The 15,911-nt window shown below is 55.5% G+C and carries 14 protein-coding genes; 8 read left to right on the plus strand and 6 right to left on the minus strand.

Features of this window, described 5'->3' with window-relative positions:
- Positions 1-156 precede the first annotated feature (156 nt).
- From PYL13_RS10280 to dusA, 4 genes are all read left to right on the plus strand, one after another.
- Complete coding sequence (locus PYL13_RS10280) at positions 157-1,080, plus strand: agmatinase (protein WP_275641244.1); 924 nt, start codon at positions 157-159, stop codon at positions 1,078-1,080.
- Positions 1,081-1,967: 887 nt separating this feature from the next.
- Positions 1,968-2,243 (plus strand): BON domain-containing protein, encoded by a 276-nt coding sequence (locus PYL13_RS10285; RefSeq protein ID WP_192491157.1) that lies wholly within the window; start codon positions 1,968-1,970, stop codon positions 2,241-2,243.
- Between the two features lie 182 nt (positions 2,244-2,425).
- A complete protein-coding gene (locus PYL13_RS10290; RefSeq protein WP_192491156.1) occupies positions 2,426-2,593 on the plus strand; it encodes a hypothetical protein in 168 nt (55 codons plus the stop codon).
- Positions 2,594-2,942: 349 nt separating this feature from the next.
- The gene (gene dusA / locus PYL13_RS10295) at positions 2,943-3,953 is read left to right on the plus strand and encodes a tRNA dihydrouridine(20/20a) synthase DusA (RefSeq protein WP_275641245.1); all 1,011 of its coding nucleotides are present in this window, start codon (positions 2,943-2,945) and stop codon (positions 3,951-3,953) included.
- A 418-nt stretch (positions 3,954-4,371) separates the two neighbouring features.
- Here the strand turns inward: dusA and PYL13_RS10300 are convergent, their stop codons facing one another.
- The gene (locus PYL13_RS10300; RefSeq protein WP_275641246.1) at positions 4,372-5,175 is read right to left on the minus strand and encodes a DUF72 domain-containing protein; all 804 of its coding nucleotides are present in this window, start codon (positions 5,173-5,175) and stop codon (positions 4,372-4,374) included.
- Positions 5,176-5,186: 11 nt separating this feature from the next.
- Entirely contained in the window at positions 5,187-8,108 is a 2,922-nt protein-coding gene (uvrA, locus tag PYL13_RS10305) for an excinuclease ABC subunit UvrA (protein WP_192491088.1), read from the minus strand.
- Positions 8,109-8,413: 305 nt separating this feature from the next.
- Between uvrA and PYL13_RS10310 the strand changes: the two genes are divergently transcribed.
- Positions 8,414-8,962 (plus strand): single-stranded DNA-binding protein, encoded by a 549-nt coding sequence (locus tag PYL13_RS10310; protein WP_192491087.1) that lies wholly within the window; start codon positions 8,414-8,416, stop codon positions 8,960-8,962.
- A 78-nt stretch (positions 8,963-9,040) separates the two neighbouring features.
- Here PYL13_RS10310 and PYL13_RS10315 read toward each other — a convergent pair whose 3' ends face one another.
- Complete coding sequence (locus tag PYL13_RS10315) at positions 9,041-9,520, minus strand: OsmC family protein (RefSeq protein WP_275641247.1); 480 nt, start codon at positions 9,518-9,520, stop codon at positions 9,041-9,043.
- A 161-nt stretch (positions 9,521-9,681) separates the two neighbouring features.
- Here PYL13_RS10315 and PYL13_RS10320 point away from each other — a divergent pair, with 161 nt between their 5' ends.
- Positions 9,682-10,605, plus strand: a complete 924-nt coding sequence (locus tag PYL13_RS10320; RefSeq protein WP_275641248.1) for a DUF4238 domain-containing protein — start codon at positions 9,682-9,684, stop codon at positions 10,603-10,605.
- A 277-nt stretch (positions 10,606-10,882) separates the two neighbouring features.
- Positions 10,883-11,623 (plus strand): competence protein CoiA, encoded by a 741-nt coding sequence (locus tag PYL13_RS10325; RefSeq protein ID WP_275641249.1) that lies wholly within the window; start codon positions 10,883-10,885, stop codon positions 11,621-11,623.
- A gap of 333 nt (positions 11,624-11,956) precedes the next feature.
- On the opposite strand, the gene PYL13_RS10330 is transcribed toward PYL13_RS10325, so the two are convergent.
- The 3 genes from PYL13_RS10330 to PYL13_RS10340 all read right to left on the minus strand — a co-directional run bounded on the left by PYL13_RS10330 (position 11,957) and on the right by PYL13_RS10340 (position 14,903).
- Positions 11,957-13,567, minus strand: coding sequence for a DUF6892 domain-containing protein (locus PYL13_RS10330; protein WP_275641250.1), 1,611 nt, complete (start codon positions 13,565-13,567; stop codon positions 11,957-11,959).
- 199 nt (positions 13,568-13,766) lie between these two features.
- Positions 13,767-14,138: a DUF1330 domain-containing protein gene (locus PYL13_RS10335; RefSeq protein ID WP_275641251.1), complete on the minus strand. Its 372-nt coding sequence runs from the start codon at positions 14,136-14,138 to the stop codon at positions 13,767-13,769.
- Between the two features lie 45 nt (positions 14,139-14,183).
- Positions 14,184-14,903 (minus strand): helix-turn-helix transcriptional regulator, encoded by a 720-nt coding sequence (locus PYL13_RS10340; RefSeq protein WP_275641252.1) that lies wholly within the window; start codon positions 14,901-14,903, stop codon positions 14,184-14,186.
- Between the two features lie 159 nt (positions 14,904-15,062).
- Here PYL13_RS10340 and PYL13_RS10345 point away from each other — a divergent pair, with 159 nt between their 5' ends.
- Positions 15,063-15,701, plus strand: a complete 639-nt coding sequence (locus PYL13_RS10345; RefSeq protein WP_275641253.1) for a GntR family transcriptional regulator — start codon at positions 15,063-15,065, stop codon at positions 15,699-15,701.
- Positions 15,702-15,911 lie beyond the last annotated feature (210 nt).

The raw sequence follows: 15,911 nt of genomic DNA on the forward strand, positions 1-15,911 counted from the left end.
AATACCGATGATTAGCCTACGTTCCCAGTGCGGGTCGAACCAAACTTTCGAATTAGCGTGGCAGCAATGTACGCCGTTGAGTGGCAGCCTCTTCCTTCACCAACTGCTTTCAGCGTAACCTGCACGACCTATGCAAGTGCAGTCTGGAGCAGCGATATGAGCGTCTCGAACCGGTTTCTGGGCCTTGGCAATGAACTCAAGGACATCGACGGCGGTGGACAGACGCCCCGCATCGTGCTGTTTGGGGCAGGGTTTGGCAGCGCCTATCCGGGCAGTGAAGATACCGGCCATGCACTGGCGGCGGATGCAATCCGGGCTGCGTCCCAGGAAGACGCGCCGCTGACCGAACACTTCGATTTTGATCTGGGCGGGCCGTTGTTTGATGGCAAGCCGGTGTCCTGCATCGACATTGGCAACATCAACACCATCCATCACGACAATGCCGCCAACCGCGCGCGCATCGAAGCGCAGACCCGCCAGGTGCTGGACCAGAAGGCCGTGCCGATCCTTTTGGGCGGGGATTGCTCTGTCACCATTCCGTTTCTGTCGGCCTTTGCCGGACGAGGCCCGATCTGGGTGCTGCAGATCGACGCGCATATTGACTGGCGCGACGAGGTGAGGGGCGAGCGTTACGGCTATTCCAGCCCGATGCGCCGCGCCAGCGAAATGCCTGAGGTGGCCGGCATGGTGCAGGTTGGCCTGCGCAGTGTGGGCAGTGCGCGTGCAAGCGATGTTGACGACGCGCTTGCCTATGGCAGCCGTTTTGTCACTGCGCGGGACATGCAGAGCCACGGCGTTGAAGCGGCGCTGAGCCATATTCCTGATGGGGTAAACGTGGTCATTTCGCTGGATTGCGACAGCATCGATCCCGCCATCATGCCAGGAGTCGCGGCCCGCACGCCGGGCGGGCTGACCTATACGCAAATCATCGACCTGATTTCAGGGGTCGGCAAAAAGGCGCGGATCGCAGGCTTTGACCTTGTCGAGTTTTACCCGCCAGCCGATGTGGATGGTCTCTCGGCGCTGACAGCCGCGCGCATTCTCGTCAACACCATCGGCACGATTGTTCGGCAGGACTGATACGCGGCAATCCTTGGCTTGCGCAGCTATTGCATTTGGCGCCCAAGACTGAAGCTGGCTGCATTCCCGCAACAAGTGTGGGAGTGGGTAGATTGGGCCGTCACTCGGCGCCTTTACCTCTACCCCTGTGGCAGAGAAGGAAAAACCATTGTCTCAGCTTACGAAGTGATAGATTTTTCAGGTGAGGGGTTCTGTTCTGCCTCAGCCATACCCACCGTCATACTTGGGCTTGTCCCAAGTATCTAACCCCATTTCGCCAAACGAAACGAATGCGGTTGGCATGATTGGATCCTCGCCTCAAGGGCGAGGATGACGTTGAGGATATGGTTGACCCGATTCCAGCGGTCCCAACACCAACCGATCCTCATTGCTGTGCCTGACACAGATATCCAGTCGACGCACGTCTACGCTACCAAAAAGCTCTTTCCGCCAAGAAATGGCGGTCACGCGGTCCTGCGACAGGCGGGGAAATTGGGTGTGATCACAGTTTTCGAATCACTCCAACATGAACAGATTCGTTAACGCGAAATCTGAATATGAACGGGCAACATGCCAAATGTGGCAGCAAAAACGGCCTGAAACAGCCTCCGGAATATCGCAAATGCGAAATACTACGTGATGACAGAGCCGCGGCATCACCCTGGTAACGCTCGATGGAGGTCGACGCACAGATGTCGAAAAAACCAACGAAAACAGCTGGTCAGCCCCTAAATAACACCGCCCCGCTGCAACGCGAAATCAAGTTCCGCGTTATTACCGCGCTGCGGCTTTGTAACATACCGTTCACTTTTGCGTAAAAACCGTAAATTTTTAAGATTCTGAACGGAACATGAATGTAAGATAACAGTTCATTCATCTGACGTTCATCTTTGAATTGGAGCCACGCGATGTTTTTGAGCACTCTTCACGATACCAATGCCTTCAGCTTTGGCGCTGGCGGAAATCTCACGGCCCGTTGCGCCGCAATCGAGGAAGAACTGCACTATCTGCCAAACTTCTCCGGTACAAATATCGTTGTCACGGTTGAAGGCGGCTGCGTTGTATTGAGCGGAACGGTGGAAACCCGGCAGGACCTTTACCGCGCAATTAACGTTGCAAGCGATATCGCCGGTGCCGGCAATGTCATCTTCCGCGTTCAGCACGAGCCAGTGCTGGTCTCGTAAGTCTCGGCGCGCGGCCGCTAATAACGGCCAACATCACCATACCCCCGCCCGTCACATCACGGGGGCGGGGTAAAAACTCCGGTCAGCAAACACATCATTTGCAACCGCGCAGAATTATCGGAACCTTTTTACAGCCTGCGGGTTGTTCCGCCAGATCCCAAATTTCTCAGGGTATGGCAACCATGAAGTCGCTTATCGATGCAGCCCGTTCCAAGTCCAGATCATGGACCGCAACGGTTCTGCGCGACTGGGGCCCGGCACTTGCCGCCTTTGCCATCATCCTGTCATCAGGCTTTTACGCCAACACCCTTATCAGCACTGCGCTGTCGCAGTCGCTACGCAGCTTCTGACAGGTCGTTATCCGGATATTGTTTCTCATCGCACGCCCTTAAAAGCAAAAACCCCAGCCAAAAGGCCGGGGTGGACGCTGCTAAAAAAGCAATACCTAAAAACATGATGCAATATACGACAGGTTTCTAGCAAAGGTTATTTGGAAAAATCAATATCCAATTTTAGGTAGAGTGGAATAATTCCACCACTCAACCGAAAATTTTGCGACCATACCGGTAACCACATGGTGATCCCGGTGGAAACCACGCCAATTATCCTTTCATTGGATTCAAGGCCTGAGCTGTGTTAGACAGTGGCCAAACATCGTAGCGCGGCCTGTCCAGCGCTTTGGCACGACTTTGGAAAATAATGAAAAATCAGTATCTTAACCGCGAAAAAACCTTCGCCGTTGCACCTATGATCGATTGGACTGACAAATTTTGCAGATATCTGCACCGTCAGATGTCGCATCATGCGCTGCTGTATACGGAGATGATTGTTGCCGATGCCATCATCCACGGCCGGCAGGAAAAGCTGCTGAGCCATCATGATGCGGAAAATCCGGTTGCCTTGCAACTGGGCGGTTCTGCGCCGGAGAAACTGGCCGCAGCCACCAAAATTGCGCTGGAATACAACTACAACGAGATCAACCTCAACGTTGGCTGCCCATCGGACCGCGTCCAGTCCGGCACATTTGGCGCCTGCCTGATGCGTGAACCAGAAACCGTGCAGCGCTGCGTGTCGGCCATGAAAGCGGTGACGGACCTGCCTGTTACCGTAAAGTGCCGCATTGGCGTGGATGACCAGATCCCCGAAGATGTGTTGCCGGATTTTATAAGCCGCATAATCGAGGCCGGTGCCGATGCCATCTGGGTTCACGCCCGAAAAGCCTGGCTGCAGGGCCTGTCACCAAAGGAAAACCGCGAAATTCCGCCGCTGGACTATGACCTGGTCTATGCGATGAAAGCGGCAAATCCGAACACCTTCATCGGCATCAATGGCGGCATTTCCGATCTCGCTCAGGCCAGCAAACATCTTGAGCACGTCGATGGCGTTATGCTGGGCCGCGCGGCCTACCACAACACCAATATTCTTGGCGATGTCGACCACGTCATCTATGGCAAACCGGCTGTAGCACCGGACTGGCAGCAGATTTGCCAGACCATGATGACGTTTGCAGCCGACTATATCGCCACTGGCGGTCGCCTCAACCACGTCACCCGCCACATGGTTGGCCTGTTCCAGGGTTTTGCCGGCGCACGCCGCTTCCGCCAGATCCTGTCGTCAGACGCCACCAAGCCGGGCGCGGGGCCAGAGGTTATCGAAGCCGCCTTCGCTGCAATCGACTTCGAGGCCACATCGCTGAAAGCTGCTGGTTGAGGTTGGGGTAGTGGCGCCTTTCCTCTACGCCTGGGGGAGAGGACGAAAAATCATGGTCTTGGCTTCAGCCAAGTCATAGATTTTTCAGGTGAGGGGTCATGTGCTTGCACGACGCTTCCTGTTTAGCTCCAACAGTCCCAACACCCAGCCCTCATGCCTCGTGCTTGTCACAGGCATCCAGCGGAGCGCGTCGGCGCGACAAATAGACTCTCCCATCCCCAAGAGTGGGAATGACTGGATCCCTGTGACATCCCTTGGGCAAAGCCCGAGCACAGGGAAGAGGGAGGGTGGAGCATCACTCAGCGCCCTTTCCTCCCTTGTGGGAGAGGAAGAAAAATCATCACCTTAGCTTGCTAAGTGATAGATTTTTCAGGTGAGGGGTTCATGCCGCCGATGAGGCATCACCCACTATCAACCATCAAACCTGCTTGGCCAAGTATTGAGCACCATTCGGTGCATTGACCTTGCCGCCGGTGATGAAGAAGGCAAAGACGTCGCGCTTTTTCTGTTCCGGTTTGCGGTCTGGTGCCACCAGCGGCAGGTCATCGGGCACACCGCCCGCCGCATAGGTTTTCAACCGGCCAGCCCAATCCTTGATGTCCTTTTCCGGGTAACAGGTCTTGATATCGTCCTCGCCCTTTTGCAGGCGGCAATAGACAAAATCAGCCGTCACATCTGGCAGCAGCGGATAATCGTGATGGTCGGCGCAGACAACCGCCACCTTATGTTTGGCCAGAAGGTCGATGAACTCTGGCGCCATGAAGGTTTCGTTGCGCACCTCCACCACGTGCTGCAAAGTAAGTCCGTCCTGCTTTTGCGGCAGCAGTGCCAGAAACGCCGCAAAATCATCCGGCTCGAACTTCTTGGTTGGCGCAAACTGCCACAGGATTGGACCAAGATGGTCACCAAGCTCGGTCAGACCCTGCGTCAGGAACTTTTCCATGGAGTCACCGGCTTCCGCCAGCACCTTGCGGTTGGTGACATAACGGCTGGCTTTCAGCGAAAACACAAAACCGTTTGGCACTTCCGAGGCCCATTTGGCAAAGGTTGCCGGCTTCTGGCTGCCATAATAGGTGCCATTGACCTCAATGGCGCTCAACTGGCGGCTGGCATGTTCCAGCTGCCGTTTCTTGGCCAGTTTTTCCGGATAAAAAGTGCCTTCCCACGGATCGAAGGTCCAGCCACCAATGCCGGTTCTGATCGTGCCAGATGAAGCCGTCATGACAATTCCCCTTATTCTGCCGCCACCCGGGTTTTGCCCGGTCTGCGTTCCAGAAGCTCCTTCAGGAAGTGGCCGGTATAGGAGCGCTCTTCCTTGACAATGGTTTCCGGTGTGCCGGTTGCAACCACTTCACCACCGCCGGTACCGCCCTCAGGGCCGATATCAATCACCCAGTCGGCGGTCTTGATGACCTCGAGATTGTGCTCGATAACAACAACGGAGTTGCCCTGATTGACCAGCTCATGCAGCATTTCCAGGAGCTTGGCGACGTCGTGGAAGTGCAGGCCGGTGGTCGGCTCGTCGAGAATATAAAGCGTGCGGCCGGTGGAGCGTTTCGACAGCTCCTTGGCCAGTTTCACGCGCTGCGCTTCACCGCCAGACAGCGTGTTGGCCTGCTGGCCGACCTTGATGTAACCAAGGCCCACATCAAACAGCGACTGCAGCTTGTCCCGCACCGCCGGAACCGCGGAGAAGAACTCGACACCTTCCTCAACCGTCATGTCCAGCACGTCGGCAATCGACTTGCCCTTGAAGGTCACGTCGAGCGTTTCGCGGTTATAACGTTTGCCGTGGCAGACGTCGCAGGTCACATACACGTCCGGCAGGAAGTGCATTTCAATCTTGATGACGCCGTCGCCCTGGCAGGCCTCGCAGCGACCGCCCTTGACGTTGAACGAAAAACGGCCCGGCTGGTAACCGCGCGCCTTGGCCTCTGGCAGACCGGCAAACCAGTCACGGATTGGCGTAAACGCACCGGTATAGGTGGCCGGGTTGGAGCGTGGTGTGCGGCCAATCGGCGACTGGTCGATATCGATCACCTTGTCGATGAATTCGAGGCCATCGATACGGTCATGTTCGGCCGGAATTTCGCGTGCACCCATCACGCGGCGTGCCGCAGACTTGTACAAAGTCTCGATCAGGAAGGTGGACTTGCCACCGCCGGACACACCGGTGACCGCCGTAAACACGCCAAGCGGCACGGAGGCCGTGACATTTTTCAGGTTGTTGCCGCGTGCGCCAACCACCTTGATTTCCTTGCCCTTTTTCGGCTTGCGGCGTTCCGCCGGCACAGGCACACCCATTTCACCCGACAGATATTTACCGGTCAGCGAATTGGGGTTGTTCATCACGGCTTCAGGGCTGCCCTGGGCAATGACCTCACCACCGTGAATACCGGCGGCCGGGCCAATATCGACCACATAATCGGCGGTCATGATGGCATCTTCGTCATGCTCCACCACAATCACCGTATTGCCGATGTCACGCAGGTGCTGCAACGTATCAAGCAGGCGGGCATTGTCGCGCTGGTGCAGGCCAATCGATGGCTCGTCCAGCACGTAAAGAACACCCGTCAGGCCCGAGCCGATCTGCGATGCCAGACGAATACGCTGGCTTTCACCACCCGATAGCGTGCCGGAATTGCGCGACAGGCTGAGATAATCCAGCCCCACATCATTGAGGAAGCGCAGACGTTCGCGGATTTCCTTGAGAATGCGTACGGCAATTTCATTCTGCTTGGCGCTCAGCGTCTCAGGCAGAACTTCAAACCAGTCGCGCGCCGTGCGGATCGACATCTGCGTGACTTCGCCAATATGCAGCTTGTTGATTTTCACTGCCAGCGCTTCCGGCTTCAGGCGGTAACCGGCGCAGGCCGGGCAGGGTGCGGCCGACATGTAACGCTCGATATCCTCACGCGCCCAGGCGCTGTCGGTTTCCTTCCAGCGGCGTTCGAGGTTCGGCACGATGCCTTCGAAATTCTTCACGGTCTTGTAGGAGCGTGCGCCATCTTCATACTGGAATTCGATCTTGTCTTCGGTGCCCTGCAAAATGGCGCCCTTGGCCGCCGACGACAGGTCCGACCAGCGGCTGGACAGCTTGAAACCGAAGGCTTTGCCCAGCGCTTCCAGCGTCTGGTTATAATAAGGTGAGGTCGATTTTGCCCAAGGGGCAATCGCGCCGTCTTTGAGCGTGCGGTTTGGTTCCGGCACGATCAGATTTTCATCCACCTTCTGCTGCGACCCCAGACCGTCACAGGTTGGGCAGGCACCAAACGGGTTGTTGAAGGAAAACAGCCGCGGCTCGATTTCCGGAATGGTAAAACCGGACACCGGGCAGGCAAATTTTTCCGAAAACAGCACCCGCTCATGGGTCTCGTTCAGGGATTTGTTGGCAGAACCACCGGCCGATGTTTCCTCGGCTGGCAGCGGCTTGTCGGCAAATTCGGCAATCGCCAACCCATCGGCCAGCCGCAGACATGTCTCAAGGCTGTCTGCCAGACGGCTTGCCATATCGGCGCGCACCACCGCACGGTCCACCACCACGTCAATGTCGTGTTTGTATTTCTTGTCCAGCGCCGGCACATCGGCAATTTCATAGAACTGGCCATCGACCTTGACGCGCTGAAAGCCCTTTTTCTGCAGCTCGGCCATTTCCTTTTTATATTCGCCTTTGCGGCCGCGCACGATTGGCGCCAGAATATAAAGACGGGTGCCTTCCTCAAACGCCAGAATACGGTCCACCATCTGGCTCACCGTCTGGCTTTCAATCGGCAGGCCGGTGGCTGGCGAATAGGGCACGCCCACACGCGCAAACAGCAGGCGCATATAGTCGTAGATTTCGGTCACGGTGCCCACCGTCGAGCGCGGGTTGCGCGAGGTGGTTTTCTGCTCGATGGAAATGGCCGGCGACAGACCCTCGATCAGGTCCACATCCGGTTTCTGCATCATTTCCAGAAACTGGCGCGCGTAAGCCGACAGGCTTTCCACGTAGCGGCGCTGCCCCTCGGCATAGATGGTGTCAAATGCCAGCGATGATTTTCCGGAGCCGGACAGTCCCGTCATCACGATCAGCTTGTTGCGCGGCAGGTCGAGATCAATCCCTTTCAGGTTATGTTCTCGTGCACCACGGATGGAAATCGTTTTCAGTTCGCTCATGACAAGGCTCGGAATATATGTTGGCGGGCAGGGTCGGGCACTTATGTAGTGCGGCCAAGCCCAGTGTCGAGTTTAATCGTATGGAATAGCTGCTTTTCGATTCTGTTCCGCTGGATAATAGAGATTTATTGGAACAAAGAAAGAACAAACTTGACGTGAAAGCAATCCCGGTGAATTGTATGCAAACATTCCTTGTGGATTGTGTGGCGGTAAAGGTGCCCATTGGCCACCTCTATGGTCTATGATCTCACCAGTTTTAGAAAAGAAAGTTTTCCGGGCAAAATGCACGGAGCAAGGATAACGAGATGGCAGGCAGTGTAAACAAGGTAATTTTGATCGGTAATGTTGGGGCGGACCCGGAAATTCGCCGCACCCAGGACGGACGCCCAATTGCCAATCTTCGTATTGCCACCTCCGAAACCTGGCGTGACCGCAACAGCGGTGAACGCAAAGAAAAGACCGAATGGCACACGGTTGTCGTGTTCAACGAAGGTCTTTGCAAGGTTATTGAACAATACGTCAAGAAGGGCGCCAAGCTCTACATCGAAGGCGCGCTGCAGACCCGCAAATGGCAGGACCAGACGGGCAATGACCGTTACTCCACCGAAGTGGTGCTGCAGGGCTTCGGCTCCACGTTGACCATGCTGGATGGTCGCGGTGAAGGTGGTGGCGGTGGCAGCCGTGGCGGCGACTTTGGCGGCGGCGGAAATGATTACGGCGGCGGCTCCTCCGGTGGCGGTTATGGCGGTGGTTACGACCAGCAGCCAGCACGTAGCGGCGGCGGTGGTGGTGCACGCGGCGGCCAGCCTGCGGGCGGCTTCTCCAACGACATGGACGACGATATCCCGTTCTGATCGACAAAACGCTCATCAACAAAGCCCGGCAAGCAAACGCTTCCGGGCTTTTTTATTGCCTGCACATCCTGTGCAATCTCAGCTTTCAGGCTTGGCCACAAACACAAATGTTGGCTCATAACTCACTGGAAAATTCACCGATCGGGCGATGAAACACACTTCATGAATGCGGTGGTGAATGGCAGTCGCGACCTCGATATCGGTACCATCAAGTACGGTAATGCGTGGCCGCAACACGGCTGAGGTAAAACGCCCGGCACCGCTTTTTTCCACTTCACCTGTCCCGACAGGGCTGTCCTCATAGGCCGTCACCACCACCTTGGCCTCAGAGGCGTAATGCAGGTACCACAACATGTGGCAGGCCGATAAAGCCGAAAGCAGCAGGTCTTCCGGGTTCATCTTGGTGGGGTCGCCACCCAGCAACGGATCATTGGAACAATGAATGACCGCCTTGCCAGGCACGGCCACATCCCAGGTGCGGTCATAGGCGCGGTAACTGCTGGTGCCACTGCCGCGATTGCCGGTCCAGATGATGGTGGATGTATAGTCATGTGCCATGGGTCAATCCTTTGTCGCAAGATTCGTATACGTGTATACATCAGGTGGGAAGCTCTGGGAATACGGAGGCGATAGAAAGCCAGAGGGGCTCGCTAGGCAGAGTATCCGGCTATGAGGACATTGACTGGTTTTAGGCTTCTCGAATTGGTACTGTCAGTTACATGAAATCAGACAATCCACCGACCAAACACCACTATATCCCGGCTTTCTATCTGAGCCGTTGGGCCGATCCCAAAGTCACCGAGTTCGCGAAAGTTCACGGCGGGAAAATCGTCGCTAAAGCGAAAATGCCTGAGCGTACTGGCTACGAAGAGCGGCTTTATGAAATGAAGGGCTTCGAGCCTGAGCTAGCGCAGCAGTTGGAAGTGAAGTATTTCAAAACCACTGACACCATGACAGCCGATGCGCTCGAAATGCTGTACCGATATGGGCATAACGCGCCTTGGAATGCCAAAAGCAGAACAGCATGGACACGGTTCATGATGTCACTGCTGTTGCGCTGCCCTGAGGACATCGACGCATTCCGGAAGTGGTGGCATGACGACTTCTCCCGCACTGACGCTGAGGCCGAAGCGACATATCAGGCAGCGAGAACTCAGCGTGATCCAGAGACTTTCTCGAAATTCCTCGACAGTCAGCCTCTCGCCACTAAAGAGCGGTACATGATCGAAACACTGCACTCGCTTCTTGAGCATGACAGCGTAGGCAAGAAGATCAACAACATGGAGTGGCGAGTGCTGGAAACGCCAGCTTCCGCACCTCGACTGATGACATCGGATCGTCCGGTCATCCGTTCTAACAATCTTAAGGGTGAGCAAGGTCATATCGCGCTGCCAATCGGACCCCGTCTGCTTTTCATCGCGTCCCACGACACCCAGTTTCTAAAAGACCTACTGCGGGTAGATCAGACGGGCCTCGTGAAAGAATGCAATCGACAGGTGGTCGAAGGCGCTATGCGGTTTGTCTGGGCTGTCGATGAGAGCCAAACACGGTTTATCGAAAATAGGTTCGGCCGGACGCCTCAACCCCGCCTGATCGAGCAAATTATCGGCCGCCGACGTCAGGACGAACCGGATGTATCCTGAGTATCAGATAGGAATTGTCGCCGAAATGCAGTCTGCGAACAGCGCATATTACAGTTTCGTAGCTAAAACTTGATTCGCAATCACTAACTCGCGACCGACAAACGCCCAATTCCAGGTCAAATTTTAGTTGCTCAATGGCAACACTCGACCTGAAAAAATGGGGCGAAACACATATGCATTTACTGACTACGGACTGCTTTTTTGACCCCAACGGTCTTTACATCGTGAAAGATCGTCCGGAACCTCGCGGCCACATTCGAACGAGAGGGGATATGTCATGAAATTGAGGTACGCATTAGTAGATGGGGAACGCCAAGAGGCGCAGCCAAAACTCCGTGGTAGTTGCCCGAACTGCGGAATGGACGTCGTCGCCAAGTGCGGCCAATTCCGGATATGGCATTGGTCGCATAAGCAGAAGTTGGAGTGTGATCACTGGTGGGAACCGGAAACCGAATGGCACCGAAAATGGAAAGGCGTGTTTCCCGATTCCTGGCAGGAAGTCATCCATTATGCAGATGACGGTGAGCGTCACATTGCGGATGTGAAGACTGATACAGGCCTCGTCATAGAGCTTCAACACTCCCCAATTTCTCCTGACGAGCGTCTTTCTCGCGAGATGTTTTACAAACAAATGGTCTGGGTCGTGGACGGCCTCCGGTACAAAACCGATCTCGAAGCCTTTCGGTCGGTTGTGGAATTCGCCACCATTCTACGAGATGATCCACTTTACATAGACCCGCGCCGGAAGACCGGAATTTTCCGCAGGTGGGCTCCACTGCAAACTCCCGTATTCATCGATTTCGGAGATGAACAGTTTGTAGTTGCGGGCTGCTCTCTGCTAGAACCCGTACTTTGGCAATTCCTGCTACATCCAGTGACAAACGACGTCGTTATCGCGCCAGTAACACGTGCCAGCTTTGTAGACTATTGCCTCAATGGCGGCGAACTGCGGCATCTAGCAGTATTGCGACGCCCTATGCCCTTGCGCCGTCCTCGATATGTTCGGCGCTATCGCTAGCGCCAACCTCGACGCAGATGCACAGTCGCAGTCCATCAGCCAAACTCGTGACGTCGGTAATATCCTCAGATCATACGGTGGACTGTTTTTCCACCGCATGTCCGATATTTGCAGCGCGTTGGGAACCTCAAGGGAGGATTCATCCATGTGGGGCAGTGGCCGTAAGAAAGTATCATTCAGGAACTCATCTAGCCTTCACCGATTGAAGCTTTCGATCAAAGCGCTCCAATTAGGTTTATCCGATGCGATGTCGTGACATTCCGCTTCGGCCGAAGATCGTCCACTGCAGGACCGCGTCGCTAATGCTCTTACGTTGAAATCCCACCCAACAGGCTAATCTTCGGCCGAAACCTTGATATCCCGCGCTGCAAGCGCATTCAGCAGCTTCGGACCAGGTTTGCTGTTTTCCAGTCCGCTGATCGATTTCAGGTTTGGCAGAAGCTCAAGATCGGTAATCGCCTTGTTGCTCACGGGAATGGCTTCATCGCCGCTGCCGGGGTCCCAGAATGGGTAGAGGTGGTAGATAAACGCGGAACCACCGTTCAATCCGCTGGACTGATGCAGTGTTTCGACCTTGGCCAGCAGTTCGTCCGATATGGGCAGGTTTTTGAAGTAGGTCTCGACCTCAGGGATGATCTCGTAGCCGTCAATCTCGACGGAAATTTCCCGCTTCTCATATTCCTTGGCAAACTGGTGGATATCGAATTGCGGCGTGAGCACCTTCTGCCGGTACATAAGCTCTTCGATGACCAACAGCTTCAAGCCAAAATCCTTGAACCGATTTTCCGACGGCTTGTGCGGCGGGTAGAGTTTCGGACGGCTTGAATAGTCTGCGGCCTCTTTGAGAAGCGCGCCAATGCGCTCAGCATAAGGGGCAGGGAGCTTCGTTTCGACAACCTTGAACGCCTTGCGGGTTGTTGCAGAAACGGCAAGCCGCTGCACAGCCTTGTCACGACGTTTCCTGTTCCAGGCATCGAAATCACTCTGGATCAAAGTCAGGGTTGCACGATGCGCCTGAAGGGTTTTTTCGTCGCGTTCGCGGTAGGTTTGTGCTGACGTGCCGAGATGGCTTTCATATTTATTTTCCAGCAGCAGACGTTCGTAATTGGCGATGGTCGATTGCTGGAGAGCTTCAGCCTCTTGGCGAGAATATGTCTGGATATCCAGAGGCGTGAGGATGACCTCCTCCACGACCTGTTTGAGCTGTTGCTCCGGCCAGGACGATGCATCGCTGAGAGCGTGCTGCAGGATTGCCGAGGATTGGGCGTGGGCCGGCTTGCGTTTGTCGCTGTGGAACCCGAACATATCGTAAGCAAGGTCCACCAGCAGAGGCGCTTCCTGCTGGCCTTCTTCCAGGATGTAGAACCGGATCAACTCACCCGCCTCGGTGACTGCATTGGGATGCAACATCAAATGGTCGGGCAGCAGAAAACTCTTATGGTCTGGGTAGGCCCGGTAGATCGCGGGCACCAGCACGGCTGCTTCGCTTCGCAACGTTTCGTCGTGGTTGCTATAAGGCTTGTGCCAATAATAAAGGTCGAGCATCGATGTCACGATATCCGCCCAGGTTCCCGTTCGTGTCCGGCTGAATTTCTCGCTGACCACACGATTGGGCCGTTCGATCGCGCGTTTGAGAAGGTCGAGATGTTGGGCGTGCCGCTCGCTCAGAATGCGCCAGGCTTCTTCCTTGCCGCCATGGCTGGCGACAGTTGTCGTGCCTGAAAATGCAAGAATGAAATTATAGGCCTTCACACCGCTAAGGGCCAAAGCTTCATCTTCACCGAGGAAAGCTTTGATCGTCGCAAAGTAGATATCGTACAGTCGTTGAAGGTTGCCACGATCTTCGCTGATCAGTGATTTCCAGTTTTCCTGGGCGGTTTTTAGAGATCGGAAATCGTCTGGCTCATAGGTTTCTAGAAAATCCAGGCTTTCTTCAAACGTCATATCTACTCACAATCGATTTCGAACGGATTTGAAAGACGTGGCACTGCGTCAGGCAGTTCCCCACACAATAAGCGGTCCATATGGACGTAAACCTATCCCGAAGCGCTTTGAGCCATCAAGGGTAAAAAATCTGCGATATCAATGGTGGGGCAGGCGCAGATCTGTCGTCACGATCTGCGCGGCACCCCTTGAACTGCTTTTAGCCGGGAACCTCAGTCTGCTTCAGCGGTTGCAGCACGATGTCAACAAGGGCTGATTTGCCAACCTGAAACGCCACCTGATAGTCCGGGTCGTCCACCATGGCCATGAAGGCGGCACGGCTTGGATATTGCACCAGCAGAACTGCGTCCCACATTCTCACGTCGCCATCGGTGAGGATTGGCAGGCCATCACCGCGAAACAGGATCTTGGCACCAAAACGCGCCAGGATCGGCGCTGCCATCTCAAGATACTCGAAATGCCGCTGCCGCCCGCCATCAGAGTCAAAGCGCAGAAGGTTCAACATGACGATGGGGGTATCGTCCTTGGCAGACAGGAAGTCGGTGAGGGCGGTTTGATTGATCGTAACCATGGCTATTCCTTTGATGTAACACCGTGCGTGGGTTCAACATCAGGTTTACCGTGGCTGTTTGTCAGAAACTGTCAGCATTGAGCGCCAATCGCGATCCTGCTCGCGCCAGCGTTTTATCAGCACGGGACGGCGCTCCGGGTACCGTTCGTTCAACACAGACGCTGCGCTAACCCGGTCCACCCGGAAGTGGCGGAAGCTGGCGCGATGCTCGCACCAGGAAGCCAGAATGCGCACATCATCGAAATAAACCAGCGCAATTGGCCAGATGGTCCGCTGCGTGACGCTGCCCTCAGCATCCCTGTAATCAATCGACATCTTCATCTGCCTGCGGATCGCGTCACGCATTGCCGCAACGTGGGCCGGGTCCGTGCGCTCGGACGCGGTCGCCGGTATCATCAACGGCACTGCTGTGGCGCTTGATGCCGCCTTGTCACTGCGCGCCGACAATATCTTCGCCATGGCGCTTTCACCACTTTGCACAAGGGCAGGGTCGGCGCGTTGCTGCACCCATTCCAGCCCCAGCCGTATGGCGTCCAGCTCGTCGGCTGAAAACGCAAAATGCGGAAGAAAAAAACCCTCTTTCAGCAGAAAGCCAACACCAGCCTGCCCATCCAAGGGCGCACCCAGCAGCCGCAGGGTTTCAATGTCGCGGTAGACACTGCGCTGCGAAACACCAAGCTCGTCTGCCAGGTCCTGCGCAGTCACCGGCGTGCGTTTGGCGCGCAGAACGCTGAGCATTTCAAACAGGCGGCTGGTTCTCGACATGATCAACTCTTTCCACGAAAGCCTGTCCCGGCGCAACGCCGATGATGATGAGCAGCGCAATATCCAGACATCATTCGCTTGATCCATTTTTTGCACATTTGTATACATGTGTACGCATGATAACACGCCACGCTCACGTCGCTGGCAAAGGACCCTTTAATGAACCTGACAGACCGCATCCGCGCCGATATCCTCAGCGGAAAATTTGAGGCCGGCGCTGTGCTGTCGCAGGTTGAACTGGCGGCACTTTATGGCGTCAGCCGCATTCCGGTGCGTGATGCGCTGCAAATGCTGGCAGGCGAAAAGATCGTTGAAGTCCTGCCCGGCAAAAGTGCACGCGTCGTCAGCCTGTCACGCCACAGCCTGGATGAAATCTTTGATCTGCGGGTGATGCTGGAATGTGATCTTCTGGCGCGTGCCATCAAACAAGCCACGGCGGCAGACCTTGTTGAGATTGATTATGCGCTGAAAAAATCGTCGCTGGAGGCCGGGCGTCCCGGCTGGCAGGCCGGTGACTGGCTGTTTCACCAGACATTATATGCCCCGGCCGGACGCCACCGCCAGCTGGCCATCATAGAGGAGCTGCGCACCAGCTGCATTCTCCACGCCACAGGTTATCAGCAACTGGCAACGGAGACCGCCCGCTGGCTGGATGACCATGAGCGGCTGGTGGCCGCCTATCGTGCCGGCGACCGCGATACCGCCTGCGCCATTTTGCGCGACCATATTCTGGCCGCGCAGGCGCAGGTGCAACGCAAGGTGCCGGCAGATCAGGCTGAGCGCGAAATGACACCCTAACGAGCGACGTCCGCTATCGGCCGAAAGCTGTCATCACACCTCATGCGTATGCTTTGGCATAGATGAAAATCCTGACGTTCAGTTCGGCGATAAACCAGCTCTCGGCAATGAATGAACATCCGTTAAAGCAAATGAAGATCCACTTGACAGACGAACCATTGAAGAGCATTGTACCGATCAGTAAAGAAATTACTCATCGGTACAATCTGT

The organism is Agrobacterium sp. Azo12 (assembly GCF_029193765.2).
GTDB lineage: Bacteria > Pseudomonadota > Alphaproteobacteria > Rhizobiales > Rhizobiaceae > Agrobacterium.